The sequence below is a fragment of the Gracilibacillus alcaliphilus genome (genome assembly GCF_016909015.1).
In the GTDB taxonomy this organism is placed as follows: Bacteria; Bacillota; Bacilli; order Bacillales; family Amphibacillaceae; genus Gracilibacillus; species Gracilibacillus alcaliphilus.
Map to the genome: position 1 here is coordinate 173,385 of NZ_JAFBFA010000004.1, position 16,872 is coordinate 190,256.

Below are 16,872 nucleotides of genomic sequence, written 5' to 3' on the forward strand. Positions count from 1 at the left end.
TTGATTATAAATATCACTAATCTCTTATTTGAAAGTCTTACCTTATTATTTTAGCATAGAGCGCCCAGAAGTTCTTACGAAAAGGAATTTAAGAATAGAGAAAGAGGTGAAAAACTGCCCAGCTTGGAAGTATCCTCCACAAGTTAGACAGTGTTTCAACATTATTATTTGATCAACACAGCCATTCTTTCTTTATCCCTTTCCAGAATAGGTTTTAAATAAGCACCTGTATGGGAATCTGCGACCTCTGCCACTTCTTCTGGTGTACCAGTAGCCACAATCATCCCGCCGCCATCGCCACCTTCCGGACCCAGATCAATAATATAGTCAGCAGCTTTAATCACATCTAAATTGTGCTCAATAATAACTACCGTATCGCCATTATCGACTAGTCTTTGAATCACTTCAAGCAAACGAGAAATATCATCAATATGCAATCCAGTTGTTGGCTCATCCAGAATATACAGCGACTTACCATTAGAACGGCGGTGTAATTCACTAGCCAGCTTTACACGCTGTGCTTCTCCCCCTGAGAGTGTCGTCGCAGGCTGTCCCAGACGAATATAACCTAAACCTACATCATAAATGGTTTCCATTTTTCGTTTGATTTTTGGGATATTTTCAAAAAAGTGTAACCCTTCTTCAATAGTCATATCTAGAACATCCGCAATATTTTTACCTTTATACTTAACTTCCAATGTTTCTCGGTTGTAGCGTTTGCCCTCACACACTTCACAAGGAACATAGACATCAGGCAGGAAGTGCATCTCTATCTTAATAATTCCATCCCCGCGACAGGCCTCACAACGTCCGCCTTTGACATTAAAACTAAAACGTCCCTTCTTATAGCCGCGAATCTTCGCCTCATTGGTTTGTGCAAACACATCGCGAATATCATCAAAGGCACCAGTATAAGTGGCTGGGTTAGATCTTGGCGTTCGACCAATTGGTGATTGATCAATGTCAATCACCTTTTCAATATGTTCGATACCTCGGATCTCTTGGTGTTTTCCAGGCTTCCTTTTCGCTCGGTTAATCTGAACAGACAAACTCTTATGCAGAATTTCATTTATCAGTGTACTCTTTCCAGATCCTGAGACACCAGTAACTGCTGTATAGAGACCAATCGGAATCTTGACGTCTACATTTTTTAAGTTATTTTCTGCTGCACCGATAATTTCTAAGTATTTTCCATTTTGTTCATGCCGTTTGGCCGGGACTGGAATAAACTTTGCTCCAGACAAGTATTGGCCTGTTAAGGATTTCTTTTTCTTCATCACCTGTTTTGGTGTTCCTTGAGCGACTACTTCCCCTCCATGTTCACCAGCACCTGGTCCAATATCGATCAGATGATCAGCAGCTAACATGGTATCCTCATCATGTTCTACAACAATTAAGGTATTACCTAAATCACGCATCCGTTCCAATGTCGCAATCAATCGGTCATTATCGCGTTGATGTAACCCAATTGACGGCTCATCTAATACATAGAGCACTCCAGTTAAGGCTGAACCGATTTGTGTTGCCAGCCGGATACGCTGTGCCTCTCCACCAGATAAGGTACCAGATGAACGAGATAAAGTGAGATATTCGAGTCCGACATTAATTAGAAAGGATAAGCGATCATCTAACTCACGGATAATCATATGTGCAATTTGCTTTTCTTTTTCTGACAGGTTTAGGTTTTGAAAAAAGTCTAATGCATTTGTCACTGATAGTTCCGTTACCTCACCAATATGCTTTCCATTAACCTTGACAGCTAATGCCTCATCTTTAAGTCGATATCCGTTACAGCTTGGACACGCCTTCTGTGTCATATATTTTTCCATCTGCTCACGAATAAAGTCAGAAGATGTTTCATGATATCTGCGGGAAATGTTTTGAATAACTCCCTCAAATTGAATGTCATTTTCGCGGAGTAAACCGTAATCATTCTCATAACGAAAATGGACCTTCTCTTTACCACTGCCATACAATATTTTATCCCATTGTTTCTTCGGTAACTTGTCTACCGGTGTATCCATATCGATTCCATAATGATCACAAACACTCTTAAGCAGCTGCGGATAATATTGTGAACTAATTGGCTCCCAAGGAACAATCGCCCCTTCGTTCAATGACAGCTTCTTATCTGGCACAACTAAATCCACATCCACCTCTAATTGTGACCCTAAACCATCACAGGTAGGGCAAGCCCCCCATGGACTGTTAAAAGAAAACAGGCGCGGTTCTAATTCATCGATTGAAAATCCACAAATGGGGCAGGCATGATTTTCACTAAATAACAGTTCTTCTTCTCCGATAATATCGACAATTACCTTTCCCTCACCTAACCGAAGCGCTGTTTCTAAAGAATCTGTTAATCGACCGGTGATCCCTTCCTTCACAACAATCCGGTCAATTACTACTTCAATCGAATGCTTTTTATTTTTATCTAATTGAATATCATCGGTTATCTCACGCATTTCCCCATCAATACGAAGTCGGATATAACCCTCTTTTTGCAGATCTTCCAATACCTTTACATGGGTTCCTTTTCTGCCTGAAATCACCGGGGACAAGATTTGTAATTTCGTCCGTTCCGGATATTCCATCACCCTGTCTACCATCTGTTCAACTGTTTGTGAACTGATTTCTTCCCCATGGATCGGACAAATCGGATGACCGATTCTGGCAAATAACAGCCGCATATAATCATAGATCTCTGTTACGGTTGCTGTAGTGGAGCGTGGGTTTTTACTTGTTGTTTTTTGGTCAATCGAAATTGCTGGCGAAAGACCCTCGATCGAATCCACATCAGGCTTATCCATTTGACCTAGGAATTGACGGGCATATGCAGACAGCGACTCGACATAACGACGCTGTCCTTCCGCATATATCGTATCAAACGCTAAGGAAGACTTACCAGAACCAGAAAGACCCGTTAAAACAACTAATTTATCCTTTGGTATATCTAATGAAATATTTTTAAGATTATGTGCTCTCGCACCTCTTATCGAAATGGATTTCTGTGCCATTTATTTCACCCTTCTGCTTTCAATTCTAAAACAAGGTCACGAAGTTCTGCAGCACGCTCAAAGTCAAGCGCTCGGGCAGCATCTTTCATTTCTTGTTCCATTTTTTCGATTACTTTTTGCTTTTCTTTCTTCGTCATTCTACTTATTTCTTTTGACTTTGTTTCATAAGTCGCTTCTTCTTCTGCCGCTATTGTCGCGCGAATAACATCACGTACCTCTTTTTTAATCGTTTTTGGTACAATACCATGTTTTTCATTGTATGCTATCTGGATTTCACGACGACGATAGGTTTCATCTATTGCTTGCTGCATCGAATCGGTGATCTTATCTGCATACATAATAACGAGACCGTTCTCGTTACGAGCCGCTCGTCCCATTGTTTGAATCAAAGAACGCTCCGACCGTAAGAATCCTTCCTTATCAGCATCTAAAATTGCAACCAATGATACCTCTGGGATATCTAATCCTTCCCGTAACAAGTTAATCCCAATAAGCACATCAAATTTACCAACACGCAAATCGCGAATAACCTCAATTCGTTCCAAGGTCTTAATCTCAGAATGAAGATAAGCAACCTTCAGCCCGATTTCTTTCAAATAATCGGTTAAATCTTCCGACATCTTTTTCGTTAACGTAGTAACCAATACACGTTCATTCTTTTTCACACGCTTATTAATTTCACCGATTAAATGATCAATCTGTCCTTCAATTGGCTGAACCCGAACCTCGGGGTCTATCAAGCCGGTAGGCCGGATAATTTGTTCCGTCATCCTTGGTGTATGTTCTAATTCATAAGGTCCAGGTGTGGCAGAAACATAGATTAGCTGATTGGCCTTCTCTTCAAATTCTTCAAATTTTAAAGGGCGGTTATCCAGTGCGGATGGCAAACGAAAACCATGATCAACTAGCACCTGTTTCCTCGCCTGGTCCCCATTATACATACCACGAATTTGTGGTAATGTAACATGAGATTCATCAATGACGATCAAGGAATCGTCTGGAAAGTAATCTAATAAAGTATATGGAGTCGAGCCTGCTTCCCTTAAGGCCAAATGACGGGAATAATTCTCAATTCCTGAACAAAAGCCCATCTCTGCCATCATTTCTAAATCATAATTGGTCCGCTGTTCAATACGCTGTGCCTCCAACAACTTATCTTCCTCTCTAAAACGTTGGAGCTGTTCTTGCAATTCCAGCTTGATATTTTCCATGGCTACCTTTAATTTTTCTTCACGGGTGACGAAGTGGGACGCTGGAAAGATAGCAATATGTTCCCGATCACCAATAATTTCTCCTGTTAAGGCATCTACTTCCCGAATCCGATCAATTTCATCACCAAAAAATTCGACTCGCACACACTGTTCTTCCCTTGAAGCTGGGATAATTTCAACAGAATCTCCGCGCACACGGAATGTACCACGTTGAAAATCAATGTCATTGCGCGCATATTGAATAGCTACGAGCGATCGCAATAGTTCGTCTCGCTCTTTTTCCATTCCAACACGAAGTGAAAGCACTTGACTGCCGTATTCTTCTGGTGAACCCAAACCATAGATACAAGATACACTAGCTACAATCAGGACATCATTCCGCTCAAATAAAGCAGATGTGGCAGAGTGCCTCAATTTATCAATTTCGTCATTAATACTGGCATCTTTTTCAATAAAAGTATCTGTTGAGGGTACATAGGCCTCTGGCTGATAATAATCATAATAACTCACAAAATATTCCACTGCGTTATTTGGAAAAAATTCTTTAAACTCACTATATAATTGACCAGCCAATGTCTTGTTATGGGCAATAACTAATGTAGGCCGATTAATTTCCTTGACTACGTTACTAATTGTAAATGTCTTACCTGTACCAGTAGCACCAAGTAAAGTTTGATGGCGTTTCTCCTCTTTCACACCACTCACTAATTCTTTGATAGCTTTTGGCTGATCTCCTTGCGGCTGATATGGTGATTGTAATGAAAAAGTATGTTCTTCCATTATGCCCCTCCGTTCTCTTTCCTCTATCTAGAATTAGTATACACTATTTCTGCACAAAAAGCGAACAAATATTCGTTGTTGTTTTTGGAAAGATTTATTAGCAGTTCTTTTATTATACCTAATTCTTTTTTATTCGAAAAAAGATACGTTTGCGTTTTTCTTGTTTCAATTGATCATATTCCCATTATGACCTTTATTTTGACCCAATATAAGAGGGGATGGCAAAATTGGAGTTATTGATGTTATACTGTGTGGATTATCAGATCGTTAGTGTCCGTTCTTTCCCATTTTGTCTTCTTTTTCCTGAAATGGAGGTCTTGCCAGATAAATTATCCAGGCATAGTGCCCCCTCTTATTAAACGCAGCCTATCATCTCCTTGTTCCGTTCTATATAGAAAACAAACAACCCACATTAGCTGTAGGTTGTTTGGTCGTATTGGTTAACTTCATATAAATCAATTAAGTCTATTTCTGGATGCTTATCCACAAACCAGCGCAAGGCGAAATCATTTTTAAACAAAACTAGAAAATCCTCTTCTCTATCCTTGACAAGTAAGTTTCGTTCATCAAACATACTTGGATCGACTTGCTCTTTTTTTAGCCAGCGTGGGATACGATCCCCTATCGATTCCAACAGTACCTCGACATTATATTCATTCTTCATGCGGTGCTGAAACACTTCATATTGCAGTTGGCCAACTGCGCCAATAATCAATGAATCGATTGGATACCCGCGAAACAGCTGAATGGCCCCTTCCTGAACCAATTGTTCCAGTCCTTTTCTAAATTGTTTTGCCTTCATGACATTTTTAGCAGATACACGTTGGAACATTTCTGGCGGGAACTGTGGTAATTCATCATACTCGCTTTTCAGCTTACCATCTAGTAAGGTATCTCCAATCCGGTAAGATCCAGAATCATATACACCAATAATATCACCGGCATAAGCTTCCTCTACAGTATCTCTGGAGGAAGCAACAAATTGCTGAGTTTGCCCTAAGCGAATGGTTTTCCCTGTACGGGCAAGTGTTACATTCATGCCTCGCTCAAACTTGCCTGAGCAGACACGTAAGAAGGCAATACGATCTCGATGCTGAGGATTCATATTGGCTTGAATCTTAAAAATAAAGCCTGAGAAATCTGGATTGTCCGGGTCCACTACTTCGTCTTCCGTCCGACGCGGACCTGGCGCTGGTGCTAATTGGATAAAGGTATCAAAAAATGTCTGTACCCCAAATGGTGCTAAGGCACTGCCAAAGAATACCGGTGTTTGTTCTCCTGCTAGTACCCGTTCTAAGGAAAACTGATCCCCTGCTTCATTGATTAATTCTAATTCTTCTAATGTTTCTTGATAGGTTGCGTCTTGAGCTATGGCAGTCTGATCCATCTCATCCAGCGGAATATATGTCTCTTCTTCATTCCCATTAAATTGAATAAATTGATCGTTATAACGATCAAGAATCCCTAAGAAACGTTTTCCCATTCCTACCGGCCAATTCATTGGATACGTTTCAATATCTAAAACCTCTTCAATTTGATATAATAAATCGAGCGGTTCCCTGCCTTCACGGTCTAATTTATTAATAAATGTAAAAATGGGTATTCCGCGCATTTTACATACCTTAAATAGCTTAATCGTCTGTGCCTCGATCCCTTTTGTAGCGTCAATAATCATCACCACACTATCTACCGCTGTTAAGGTTCGATAGGTGTCCTCACTGAAATCTTCATGACCTGGTGTATCCAAAATATTGACTTTATAGCTGTTATAATCAAAATTCATCACACTGGAAGTAACAGAAATACCACGTTGTTTTTCAATCTCCATCCAGTCAGAGGTAGCATATTTACCTGATTTTTTACCTTTAACCGTACCAGCTGAGCGAATCAAATTCCCAAATAGTAATAGCTTTTCCGTCATTGTCGTTTTACCGGCATCCGGGTGGGAAATAATCGCAAACGTCTTTCTTTTTTGTACTTGTTCTTGTAAATCCATCTATTTACCTTCTTTCTACAATCACTATCCGATCTTTCTATGCTTATAGCCTTTCCTATTTTAACATTTATCTGAAGAAAAAACAGTATCAAGATGTGAATAACGGTAGAATCTGTTATAATGTAATGATGAATTCTTTTAATAAGGATGGGATCGTTTTGCAGCAAATTAATATGACCAAAGAATCAATCCGCAGCCTGACGGGTGAGCGTTTTTATAAACGAGGCAAAACCTATTATGAAAATGGCAAGGTGTATGGTCTTTCCTATAATCCGGATGCGAATTCCTGGCGCGGGCTGGTGAAAGGATCCAAGGTCTACACAGTCAGAATTTATTTCGAGAAAGATCTGCATGTAGATGCTACTTGTAATTGTCCTGCATTTGAGACATTCGACACATGTAAACACATCGCAGCTGTACTGCTGGCTATTACACAAGAATCACAATCCAATCGCCGCAAAAGATTTGCAGTCGATCGCAGCACATCAACTATACCTGCACAAGAAACTGACTTATTTGCTAAGCAATTGCTGCATACTTTCCGACAGCAAAAAACAACAAGTGGTGAATCACTCGTTATTCAAACGGAATATATCTTAGCCTTAACCAAATCCAACAAAAACGCACAATATATTTTAACCCTGGAAGCCAAAGTTGGTGATAAACGTCCCTATGTTATTCGCGATATTCGAGAATTTATCAAGGCCTTTCAAAAGAATGAGCCTTATAAAATCAATCAAAGCTATACGTTCCAGCCTGAGAACCACACCTTTTCAGCAAAGGATCGCCGCATGATGGAGATGTTAGTTACTTGCTTAGAACAAGAAAAATTATTAGGCAACAACTATATCCTAAAAATGGAGCAGCCGCGAAGTATTCTGATACCGCCGAGCTTGATTGATCGATTATTAGCACATTTACAAGAACTGTCTTATTATTTCAAGACTACTTCCAGTAAAGAATATCCTTATATTGATGTAAGCCCTATGGGAAATCAGTTGCAATTCAAGCTGGATTATCATTCTTCAAGCCGTTATACACTTGAAATGACCGACTTATCTGACTATTATTTTCTGGAAAGCTACAACTATGTGATTCATGAACAACATTTTTATAAATTAAGTTTTCAACAAAAAATGATCATGGAAAAGCTGTTTCGTGTTGCTCCTTTTCAAAGCAAGCTCAAACAAACTATTTCAGCGGCAGAAATGAATGATTTTGTTCAACATGTTATCCCGCAGTTCGAACAGGTCGGCCAATTGTCTATGACGGAGAACATGGAGCAGCAGATCAATACCGAGCCACTAGAAGCAAAGGTGTATATCGATGAAATGGATGGTGCCTTAAAAGCAATAGTCGAATATCATTATGGCAAAGAGGTTTTTACGCCTTTTTCTTTAGAAGCCGAAACCAGCAAAATCGTTAAAAGGGATACCTATCAAGAACAGCAAGTAGTAGAATGTCTTCAAGAAGAAGCATTTATTGAAATGAATCAAACCTATTATCTATTTAACGATGCAGCTGTCTTTCACTTCATTCATGATGGAATTATTCAACTGCAACAGATCGCTTCTGTCTATTTAACCCGAAGTGTAAAACAAATGACAGCAGGATTAGATGATATTCAACTGCAATCCAGGATTGACTATGAGCCAAATGAAGGGATGCTTGATATCTCTTTTAATATTGAAGGCATTTCTGAGCAGAATGTTCAAGCTATCCTACAGGCTCTAATTGAGAAAAAACATTACTACCGAATTCCAAATGGTGCACTGCTTTCTCTGGAAAGAGAGGATTTCCAATCCTTCCGGCAATTACAGCAGTCTTTACAACTCACGAAAGGACAGCTGCAGCAAGGAGATATCAAAGTTCCCGCCGCTCGTACTTTTCAAGTAGAGGATGCATTAAATAAGACCGATTTCCGTTACAGCGAAGCATTCGAAACAATGCTGCAGGAGCTAAAGCATCCCGAGCTATTAGAATTTGAACTGCCAGACCAGCTGCAAGCAGATATGCGTGATTATCAAATTACTGGTTTTCAATGGATGAAGACATTATCCCATTATCATTTGGGCGGGATACTGGCAGATGATATGGGGCTGGGGAAGACATTACAGACAATCAGTTATTTATTATCCGAAGCACAGCAAGCTAAAGAGCCTTATCAGGCATTGGTCATTGCACCAGCTTCTTTATTATATAACTGGCAAAAGGAAATCGAAAAATTTGCCCCCAGCCTAACTTCGGCAGTATTAATCGGCAATAAACACGACCGGGAGCAATTATTACAAACACATCAAAATACGAATATCCTAATCACTTCTTACCCGACCTTGCGCAAAGACTATTTAATGTATAAAAATGAACTTTTCCACTGCATTATTCTTGATGAAGCACAGGCTGTCAAAAACCACCTGACCCAAACAGCCAAAGCCGTCCGCTCTTTACAGGCGAAACAATTCTTTGCATTAAGCGGGACACCGATCGAGAACGCATTAGATGAATTGTGGTCGATTTTTTATACCATTTCACCAGGATTATTCGGTAGTAAAAAGACATTTAGTCAGTTAAAGACAGATTACATTGCCAAAATCACACGCCCGTTTATTTTAAGAAGGGTAAAACGAGAAGTACTGCATGAGCTTCCTGACAAAATTGAATCTGTTCAATATTCAGAATTAACCAAGGAACAAAAGGAAGTCTATATTGGCTATCTGCAGCGTATTCAAGCCGAACTGGATGAAAGTATTGCCAGCAAGAGTTTTGCACAAGGTAAAATACAAATACTTGCCGGATTAACACGATTGCGGCAAATCTGTTGTCATCCTAGTTTATTTTTAGAAAACTACAATGGAAAATCGGGCAAACTCGATCAATTAATGGAATTGACAGATGAACTAGAAACAAACGGCAAGCGGACATTGATTTTCTCTCAGTTTTCCAGTATGTTAGCACTTATCCGGGACACATTGGTTCAAAATGGAAAAGAAGTGTTTTACTTAGACGGCTCTATCCCATCTGAACAACGCATGGAAATGGTGGAGGCTTTTAATCATGGAGAACGAGGTTTCTTTCTGATCTCATTAAAGGCAGGAGGAACAGGACTTAATCTGACAGGCGCCGATACAGTAATCCTGTACGACTTATGGTGGAATCCGGCAGTAGAGGAACAGGCTGCAGGCAGGGCACACCGTATTGGACAAAAAAATGTCGTACAAGTGATTCGCTTTATTACAGAAGGAACCATCGAAGAGAAAATTTATCAACTTCAACATAAAAAACGGGAATTAGTTGATCAAATTATTCAACCAGGCGAAACCCTGTTATCAAAGTTATCTGAACAGGAAATCCGTGAATTATTACAGTTTAATGAAAAACAGGAGAGCCATTAAGGCCTCCTGTTTTATTATTTGGATACAAATAATATTCCCAAATTATAATGTTCACCTTCATATAAGGCTCGTTGAGCAAAGCGGATTTCCCCATTCAAATCTCGTACACTTATTTTACAGTAAGCACGATTCTGATTTACTGCATGGTAAAATTCCTCTTCAGTAGATACTTTCACATCATTTACTTTCACTATCTGTTCACCGGGTACCAAGCCTAAATCCACTGCTGGCGTATCTGCGATAACACCTAATACAAGCAAGTGCTGGTGATGGGGTTGAAAGTATACGGCATGGTTGTGTTCCTGATTACGATAATAGTAAACAATAAACTCTTTGCCTAACAAAGCCAGCGCCAATGCAATATAGGTAATCCAAGTCACAAAATAACCAGCAATCGATAATGCCAAAATCACGAAGGCTAATAACAAATTCCATTTTGCCAGCCATTTACCTGCTTGCTGTGGTAAACGAGTTTTTGCTACATATTCAAATCCCTGCAAAAATGGCACTAGAATCAACCCATAGGAGTTTTCTCCTATATCAATCAACGGCCACCAATCAGCAAATGGTTCCAGCCATCCGCCCGGAACTAATGCTATAAACGGAATAAGCATTATTTTCTTGATTCGATGTTGCCCTACTTTTTTCCCTCTGCCACTATCAATATATTCTGGGAAGGTTTCCTCACTGCGCACTTTCGATAACTGCCATGCTTCTGCTATCAGCAGCATTCCAATCAGAAAGGGAATAAAAATCAGATGGACATCTTGGAACATCTCCATCATAAATGCAGGTAGGTATGCTGCACCAAATAATTGAATCACTGCTGTGATAAGACCCGCAATAGATAAGGTATACCCAGCCGATAACCAACTGAAACGGCCTGCTATCCCTGCTATCAACATTATCACACCTGTTAACAGTGCAAATGGTAAGGAAAAAGCAAACCCACCGACAATAGACAGGATCGAGATGCCGATCCCCATCATAATGGATATAGATAATGTATATCTCGCTTCATAAAAATATGAATAAACCTTAGAACCTATATTCTTCCGATCTTTTTTAATTCTTATGTATCCACTTAGAAAGATAAACAGGACAAACAAATAAATAAATGGCTGCAAAAACGCACGGCCGATCGTTAAGCCTGATTCAATCACCCATTCCACCCACAACAACTCCTCTTCACCAAACAAGAATCTATTATCTTGTAAAAATATCGTATCTCTATTATGGGCAAAAAAAGAAGATTTGGCAATGGGTCAGATGGACAAGTTCATAGAAAAACAGGAATGAATGATCATATATGGCTGCAAGTGTCTATAATGTTTGAAAAATGGGACTAAAAAACTGCACCTCCAATTATTAGATTTGTGTCTAACAATTGGGGTGCAGTTCAATTTGACATCAGATGCTTTCTTATTGCTTACTGTGCTACTACTTCTATAGCTTTTTCCAATTGCAGGTCGTCTTCCCCGTCCCTGATTTTCTCAATAATTTCGGTTTGCATCAGTTCAGCGGTTACCTCATCTACTTCACCTGAAACCTCTATATCGTGATCGGCTTGAAACTGTTCCACAGCTTCTCTAGTAGCTTCATTAAAATAGCCGTCTGTTCGTTCTGGCTGATAGCCTAATCCTTCTAAAATCAGCTGTATGTTTGCTATCTGGTTGTTGCTTTGATCATAAACAAGCGGTTCATCAATTTGAATAGGGTTCGTATAGTAATATTCTGGCATGTCCTGTTCAACGGTTGGCTTAACACCCACTTCATTAATGGAATTACCCTCAGGCGTTAACCAATTAAATGTGGTAATCTTAATTGTACTGCCATCCCCCATTTGAACTGTTTGTTGGACGGTTCCCTTACCAAATGATGTTTCACCGACAATATCATAACCTTCAGCTTCATTTAAGGCGGCAGCTAATATCTCGGAAGCCGAGGCACTACCTTCATTAACTATGGTAACAACAGGGTATTCTTTAGCTTCTTCCAAGTCAGAGAAATACCTTGTTTTCTTCCCTGTTGGATCTTCAATCTGCATATAGGCTTTGTCTTTTGGGATAAAATTCTTAAGAATCTCTTCCACAGCTGGCAATAAACCGCCTGGATTACCACGCACATCGATAACCAGCCCCTCAATGCCTTGATCTTCCAGCCGGACTAACTCTTCTTCCATATCACTTGCGGTTCCTTCAGAGAAAGAGGTCAATCGTAATATACCGATAAGTTTACCATTCACTTCTTCTGTCTCCGCAAAGACTGTTTCAATAGGAATAGAGTCTCGGGTAATCTCAATTTCCAGCATATCTTCTGCTCCAGGCCGCTGAATTTCCAAGACTACTTGGGTTCCTTTTTCTCCTCGAATCTTATTTACGGCTTCATGTACATCTAATCCTTCTAAGCTTTCCCCATCCACTGAAATAATCTGATCATTCGGCCGTAAACCTGCCTTCTCGGCTGGAGTATCCTGAATAGGGGCAATAATCGTCACCTTGCCATCTACCATGGATACTTCAGTTCCAATTCCTTCAAAAGAAGATTCAATCTGTTCATTAAATTGTTCCATCGTTTCCTGATCCATATATACACTATATGGATCTTTCAAGGACTCCAGCATTCCTTGAATGGCTCCCTCAATTAACTGATTCTCTTCTACTTCTTCTACATAGTTTTGTTCAATAATTGAAAAAGCATTGGCGATTTTTGACATGTTTTCTAGCTGCTGCTCTGACAGTTCACTTTGTGAACCAGAAAATAACCCCTGATCGGAGTTTGCTAGATTACCTTGTTCATCATTTATCAAAAAATTGCCGCTTATAATAGATACACCAGCAAACATCAATACAGCTCCAAGACATGCTGATAATATCAACATCAAAATAAATTTTCCCTTACTTACATTCATTACTCCACCTCGTTTATAGAATGAGACTTTTATTATTGGGGACTGATCTTTACATGAATGAACAGTAACACTTACCACCACATGAAGTGACCGTTAGCTTAGGTTTAGGCAGTAAGCCTTTCGGATAACTTCTGAGTATGACCAGATAACACTATTCACTAGATAATGACCCTTATCTCTATATTATGAAGGTTTAAAAAAGACATCACAAGTTTTTTGTGATGTCTTTTTTTATTCATGACATAGATCCAGTTCTAATTAGCCTATAGTCTCATAAAAGTACTGCTTTACTTGATATATTGTAATGGATCGACAGGGTTTTTATATCCGCCTGGATGAATCTCAAAGTGCAAGTGTACACCTGTCGAATCACCAGTTGAACCCATAATACCAATTTGCTGTCCTTGACTGACAGATTGTCCACTAGATACCTGCACACTGTTTAAATGGCCATATAAGGTACTATAGGTTTGACCATTAATATGATGAGTAATCATCACTGTATTGCCATACCCACTCATCCATCCTGCATAAGAAACAACTCCGCCAGCAGAGGCTTTGATAATGGAGTCTGCAGAAGAACGGCTACCAAAGTCTGTTCCATTATGCGGTCTCACATCACCATAGATTGGATGTGCACGCCCTGGATTAAAATGTGATGTAACTGGTCCGCTTGTGGGACGAATGAAGCCTGAACTATTACTTGAAGGGGCGCTTGGTGTATCAGGTTCGGCCGTCTCTGTAGAGCCGCCACTGCTTGAACCGCCACTGCTGCTAGTAGAAGGAGCTCTAGAACTGCTACTCTTTTTCGGTGTTGCAGTCTTTGTCTCTGGCTGAGCCTGACTTTGGGCTTGTCTTTCCTCATCGGCTTTCGCTTGAGCAGCTTTTTCTTCCGCAGCCTTACGTTCTGCTTCTTGACGCTCACGCTCTTTACGTTCTTCCTCTTCCTTAGCTAATTGCTCTAGTCGTTCTTTTTCTGATTCTGCTTCGGCAATAGCTTGTTCAACAGAAGCTGCTTGGGCGGCAATTAACTGTTCCTCTTCTTCTTGAGATAATTTTGCCTCATGAAGCTCCTCTTCTTCCACTTCTAATTGAGCAAGGATCTCTTCTTTGGATTTCATTTGACCATTTAATGTATCTTCAATTTCTTCCAGTTCTTTCTCTTGTGAAACAAGTGTTACTTTCTCTTCTTCCAGCTCTGCTTTACTTTCTTTTAAAGAGGCTTGTTTATCCTCTAGAGCTTTTTTATTATCTTCGATTGCTTGCTTATTTTCTTCAACGGCTATTTTATTTTCTTCCAGCTGTTTTTTATCAGCTTCCTGTTCTTCCATAATCTTCTTGTCAGAATCCATGATTTTATTAACTGCCGTTGCACGGTTAATAAAATCTCCAAAGTCTTGAGCACCCATAAGTACTTCTAAGTAAGTCGTATTTCCGCCATTTTGCTGCATAGAGCGCAATCTTTGTTTTAATAGTTCTTCACGAGCAGCGATCTTTTCTTCTAACTCAATGATCTCTTCTTTTAATCGTTCGATTTCTTCATTCAAGCGTTTAATTTCGGCCTTTACGGCTTCAATTTCTTCTTCTGTTTGTTTAATATCGGCTTCGGTATCAGCTATTTTATCGTTTGTTTCCGATACTTCTTGCTGTTTCTCTTCCAATTGTGCTTGAGTTTCTTTTAATTCCGCATTAATCTGATCCAACTCGCTCTGATTTTCCAATTGTTTAGATTGATTTTCTGAAAGTTCTTGTTCTGTTTGCTGCTTTTTCTCTTTGGCGTTATTCGCATCCTGATTGATTCGATCTTGTTCCTGTTGTAATGAGTCTAGTTCTTGTTGTACATTACCTATTGTTTCACCAGATACAGATTGAGCAGTTAAAAAAGTGGTAAACAATATGAGGAAACTCATTGCTACAGTTACTTTTCGCATAAATCATTATTCCCCTCTCTGAAAAAATTCCTTTTTATACTTTTAAGAACTTACGAACACTCATCAGACTTCCCCAAACCCCTATTGTTGCACCAATACCGATAATTATTGCAGCAACCTGCAGTGCGAATGGGAAGAATGGCAGTATCTTTATAAAATTAAATTCTTGGAACACAACTAAATTTTGGGTCAGATAGTAGTAACCTCCAAGAATGATTCCTATCGGAACAAGACTTCCTAGTATCCCTAATAATAATCCTTCTACAAAGAACGGGAGACGAATAAAACTATTAGTAGCACCAACTAACTTCATAATCCCAATTTCTTTCTTTCTAGCAAGAATAGTAATCTTTATCGTATTAGAGATCAAAAATATAGCGGTAAATACTAGTGCCACAATCAATACCAGCCCTACATTTCGAGCATAGTTATTAAACTGGAAAAGTGTATCTACATATTCTTGACCGTAATTTACACGATCAATATGATCAATCCCCTCAATCTCCTGTGCTATTCTTTCTGTATCTTGGGGATCTGTAGCACTAATCACAAAAACGTCATTTAATGGATTATCCTGCTCATATAATTCCCATGCTTGTCCTTGTTCACCGAAACTCTCAACCAGATTCGCTAACTCTTCTTCTTTGGTTAAGAATTCGATCTCATCTATTCCTCGGATATTCTCGATATTCTCTTCAATTGTACTAATGTCTTCTTCTTCCGTCGTTAAACTTACCAGTGCCTTAATCTGTACATCCTGCTCCAGCTCATCGGCAATATGATTTAAATTCAGCATTAAAACCAAGAATACACCTACTAAAATAAGTGTTGTCGTAACAGCTCCAACCGAAGCTACTGTCATCCAGCCATTTCGCCAGGTGTTTTTAGCTCCTTCTTTTATATGTCGACCTAAAGTTCTAAATTTCATATCCATACTCTCCTCGATGTTCGTCCCGTACAATAACGCCGTCTTCAATTGCAATTACCCGCTTCTTAATGGTATTTACAATCTCTTTACTATGCGTCGCCATTAGAACGGTCGTGCCACTTGCATTAATATCTTCTAGGATCTTCATAATTCCCCACGAAGTCTCAGGGTCGAGATTTCCTGTCGGTTCATCTGCTATTAATAAAGAGGGTTTATTAACAATCGCACGTGCAATCGTCACACGTTGTTGTTCCCCTCCAGATAATTCATCAGGAATAAATCGTGCTTTATTCTTTAATCCAACTTGGTCAAGTACTTGTAATACTCGTTCACGAATCTGTTTAGGCGCTACTTCTATTACTTCTAAGGCAAAAGCAATATTTTCGTACACAGTTAATTTCGGGAGTAAACGGAAGTCTTGAAAGACAACACCCACATTTCTTCTGAAGTGAGGAACCTCTCTCCATTTCAACTTGGTCGTATCTGTATGATTTACGGTAACAGTTCCTTTAGTTGGTATTTCTTCGCGGAATAACATTTTTGTAAATGTGGACTTTCCCGCACCACTAGGACCTACAATATAAACAAATTCACCTTGTTTAATCTTCACATTAATTCCATTTAGAGCTACAACTCCATTTGGATATGTCATATATACATCTTTCATTTCAATCATATATAATCACCTTTACATTTCATTTTAAGA

General features: G+C 39.4%; 9 protein-coding genes. 1 reads left to right on the forward strand and 8 read right to left on the reverse strand.

Going from position 1 to position 16,872, the window contains the following annotated elements; genetic code table 11:
* Positions 1-164 precede the first annotated feature (164 nt).
* The 3 genes from uvrA to JOD18_RS05025 all read right to left on the reverse strand — a co-directional run bounded on the left by uvrA (position 165) and on the right by JOD18_RS05025 (position 7,004).
* Positions 165-3,017, reverse strand: a complete 2,853-nt coding sequence (uvrA, locus tag JOD18_RS05015) for an excinuclease ABC subunit UvrA (RefSeq protein ID WP_204667844.1) — start codon at positions 3,015-3,017, stop codon at positions 165-167.
* A gap of 5 nt (positions 3,018-3,022) precedes the next feature.
* Positions 3,023-5,008 carry an excinuclease ABC subunit UvrB gene (uvrB, locus tag JOD18_RS05020; RefSeq protein ID WP_204667845.1) on the reverse strand — a complete coding sequence of 662 codons (1,986 nt, stop codon included), beginning with the start codon at positions 5,006-5,008 and terminating at the stop codon, positions 3,023-3,025.
* Positions 5,009-5,420: 412 nt separating this feature from the next.
* Positions 5,421-7,004, reverse strand: a complete 1,584-nt coding sequence (locus JOD18_RS05025) for a peptide chain release factor 3 (RefSeq protein WP_204667846.1) — start codon at positions 7,002-7,004, stop codon at positions 5,421-5,423.
* 158 nt (positions 7,005-7,162) lie between these two features.
* Between JOD18_RS05025 and JOD18_RS05030 the strand changes: the two genes are divergently transcribed.
* Positions 7,163-10,396 (forward strand): DEAD/DEAH box helicase, encoded by a 3,234-nt coding sequence (locus tag JOD18_RS05030; RefSeq protein WP_204667847.1) that lies wholly within the window; start codon positions 7,163-7,165, stop codon positions 10,394-10,396.
* A 14-nt stretch (positions 10,397-10,410) separates the two neighbouring features.
* Here the strand turns inward: JOD18_RS05030 and JOD18_RS05035 are convergent, their stop codons facing one another.
* From JOD18_RS05035 to ftsE, 5 genes are all read right to left on the reverse strand, one after another.
* The gene (locus JOD18_RS05035) at positions 10,411-11,568 is read right to left on the reverse strand and encodes a PDZ domain-containing protein (protein WP_204667848.1); all 1,158 of its coding nucleotides are present in this window, start codon (positions 11,566-11,568) and stop codon (positions 10,411-10,413) included.
* 257 nt (positions 11,569-11,825) lie between these two features.
* Positions 11,826-13,307, reverse strand: coding sequence for a S41 family peptidase (locus JOD18_RS05040; RefSeq protein ID WP_204667849.1), 1,482 nt, complete (start codon positions 13,305-13,307; stop codon positions 11,826-11,828).
* A 287-nt stretch (positions 13,308-13,594) separates the two neighbouring features.
* The gene (locus JOD18_RS05045; RefSeq protein ID WP_204667850.1) at positions 13,595-15,238 is read right to left on the reverse strand and encodes a murein hydrolase activator EnvC family protein; all 1,644 of its coding nucleotides are present in this window, start codon (positions 15,236-15,238) and stop codon (positions 13,595-13,597) included.
* A 34-nt stretch (positions 15,239-15,272) separates the two neighbouring features.
* Entirely contained in the window at positions 15,273-16,166 is an 894-nt protein-coding gene (ftsX, locus tag JOD18_RS05050) for a permease-like cell division protein FtsX (protein WP_204667851.1), read from the reverse strand.
* On the reverse strand, positions 16,156-16,842 hold the full coding sequence (gene ftsE / locus JOD18_RS05055) for a cell division ATP-binding protein FtsE (protein ID WP_204667852.1): 687 nt from the start codon (positions 16,840-16,842) through the stop codon (positions 16,156-16,158). Before ftsE ends, ftsX begins: the two co-directional genes overlap by 11 nt.
* Between the last annotated feature and the right edge of the window lie 30 nt (positions 16,843-16,872).

Bases quoted from the DNA above. Each gene is read 5' to 3' on its own strand.
- uvrA (WP_204667844.1), bottom strand. From the start codon at position 3,017: ATGGCACAGAAATCCATTTCGATAAGAGGTGCGAGAGCACATAATCTT.
- uvrB (WP_204667845.1), bottom strand. From the start codon at position 5,008: ATGGAAGAACATACTTTTTCATTACAATCACCATATCAGCCGCAAGGA.
- JOD18_RS05025 (WP_204667846.1), bottom strand. From the start codon at position 7,004: ATGGATTTACAAGAACAAGTACAAAAAAGAAAGACGTTTGCGATTATT.
- JOD18_RS05040 (WP_204667849.1), bottom strand. From the start codon at position 13,307: ATGAATGTAAGTAAGGGAAAATTTATTTTGATGTTGATATTATCAGCA.
- JOD18_RS05045 (WP_204667850.1), bottom strand. From the start codon at position 15,238: ATGCGAAAAGTAACTGTAGCAATGAGTTTCCTCATATTGTTTACCACT.
- ftsX (WP_204667851.1), bottom strand. From the start codon at position 16,166: ATGAAATTTAGAACTTTAGGTCGACATATAAAAGAAGGAGCTAAAAAC.
- ftsE (WP_204667852.1), bottom strand. From the start codon at position 16,842: ATGATTGAAATGAAAGATGTATATATGACATATCCAAATGGAGTTGTA.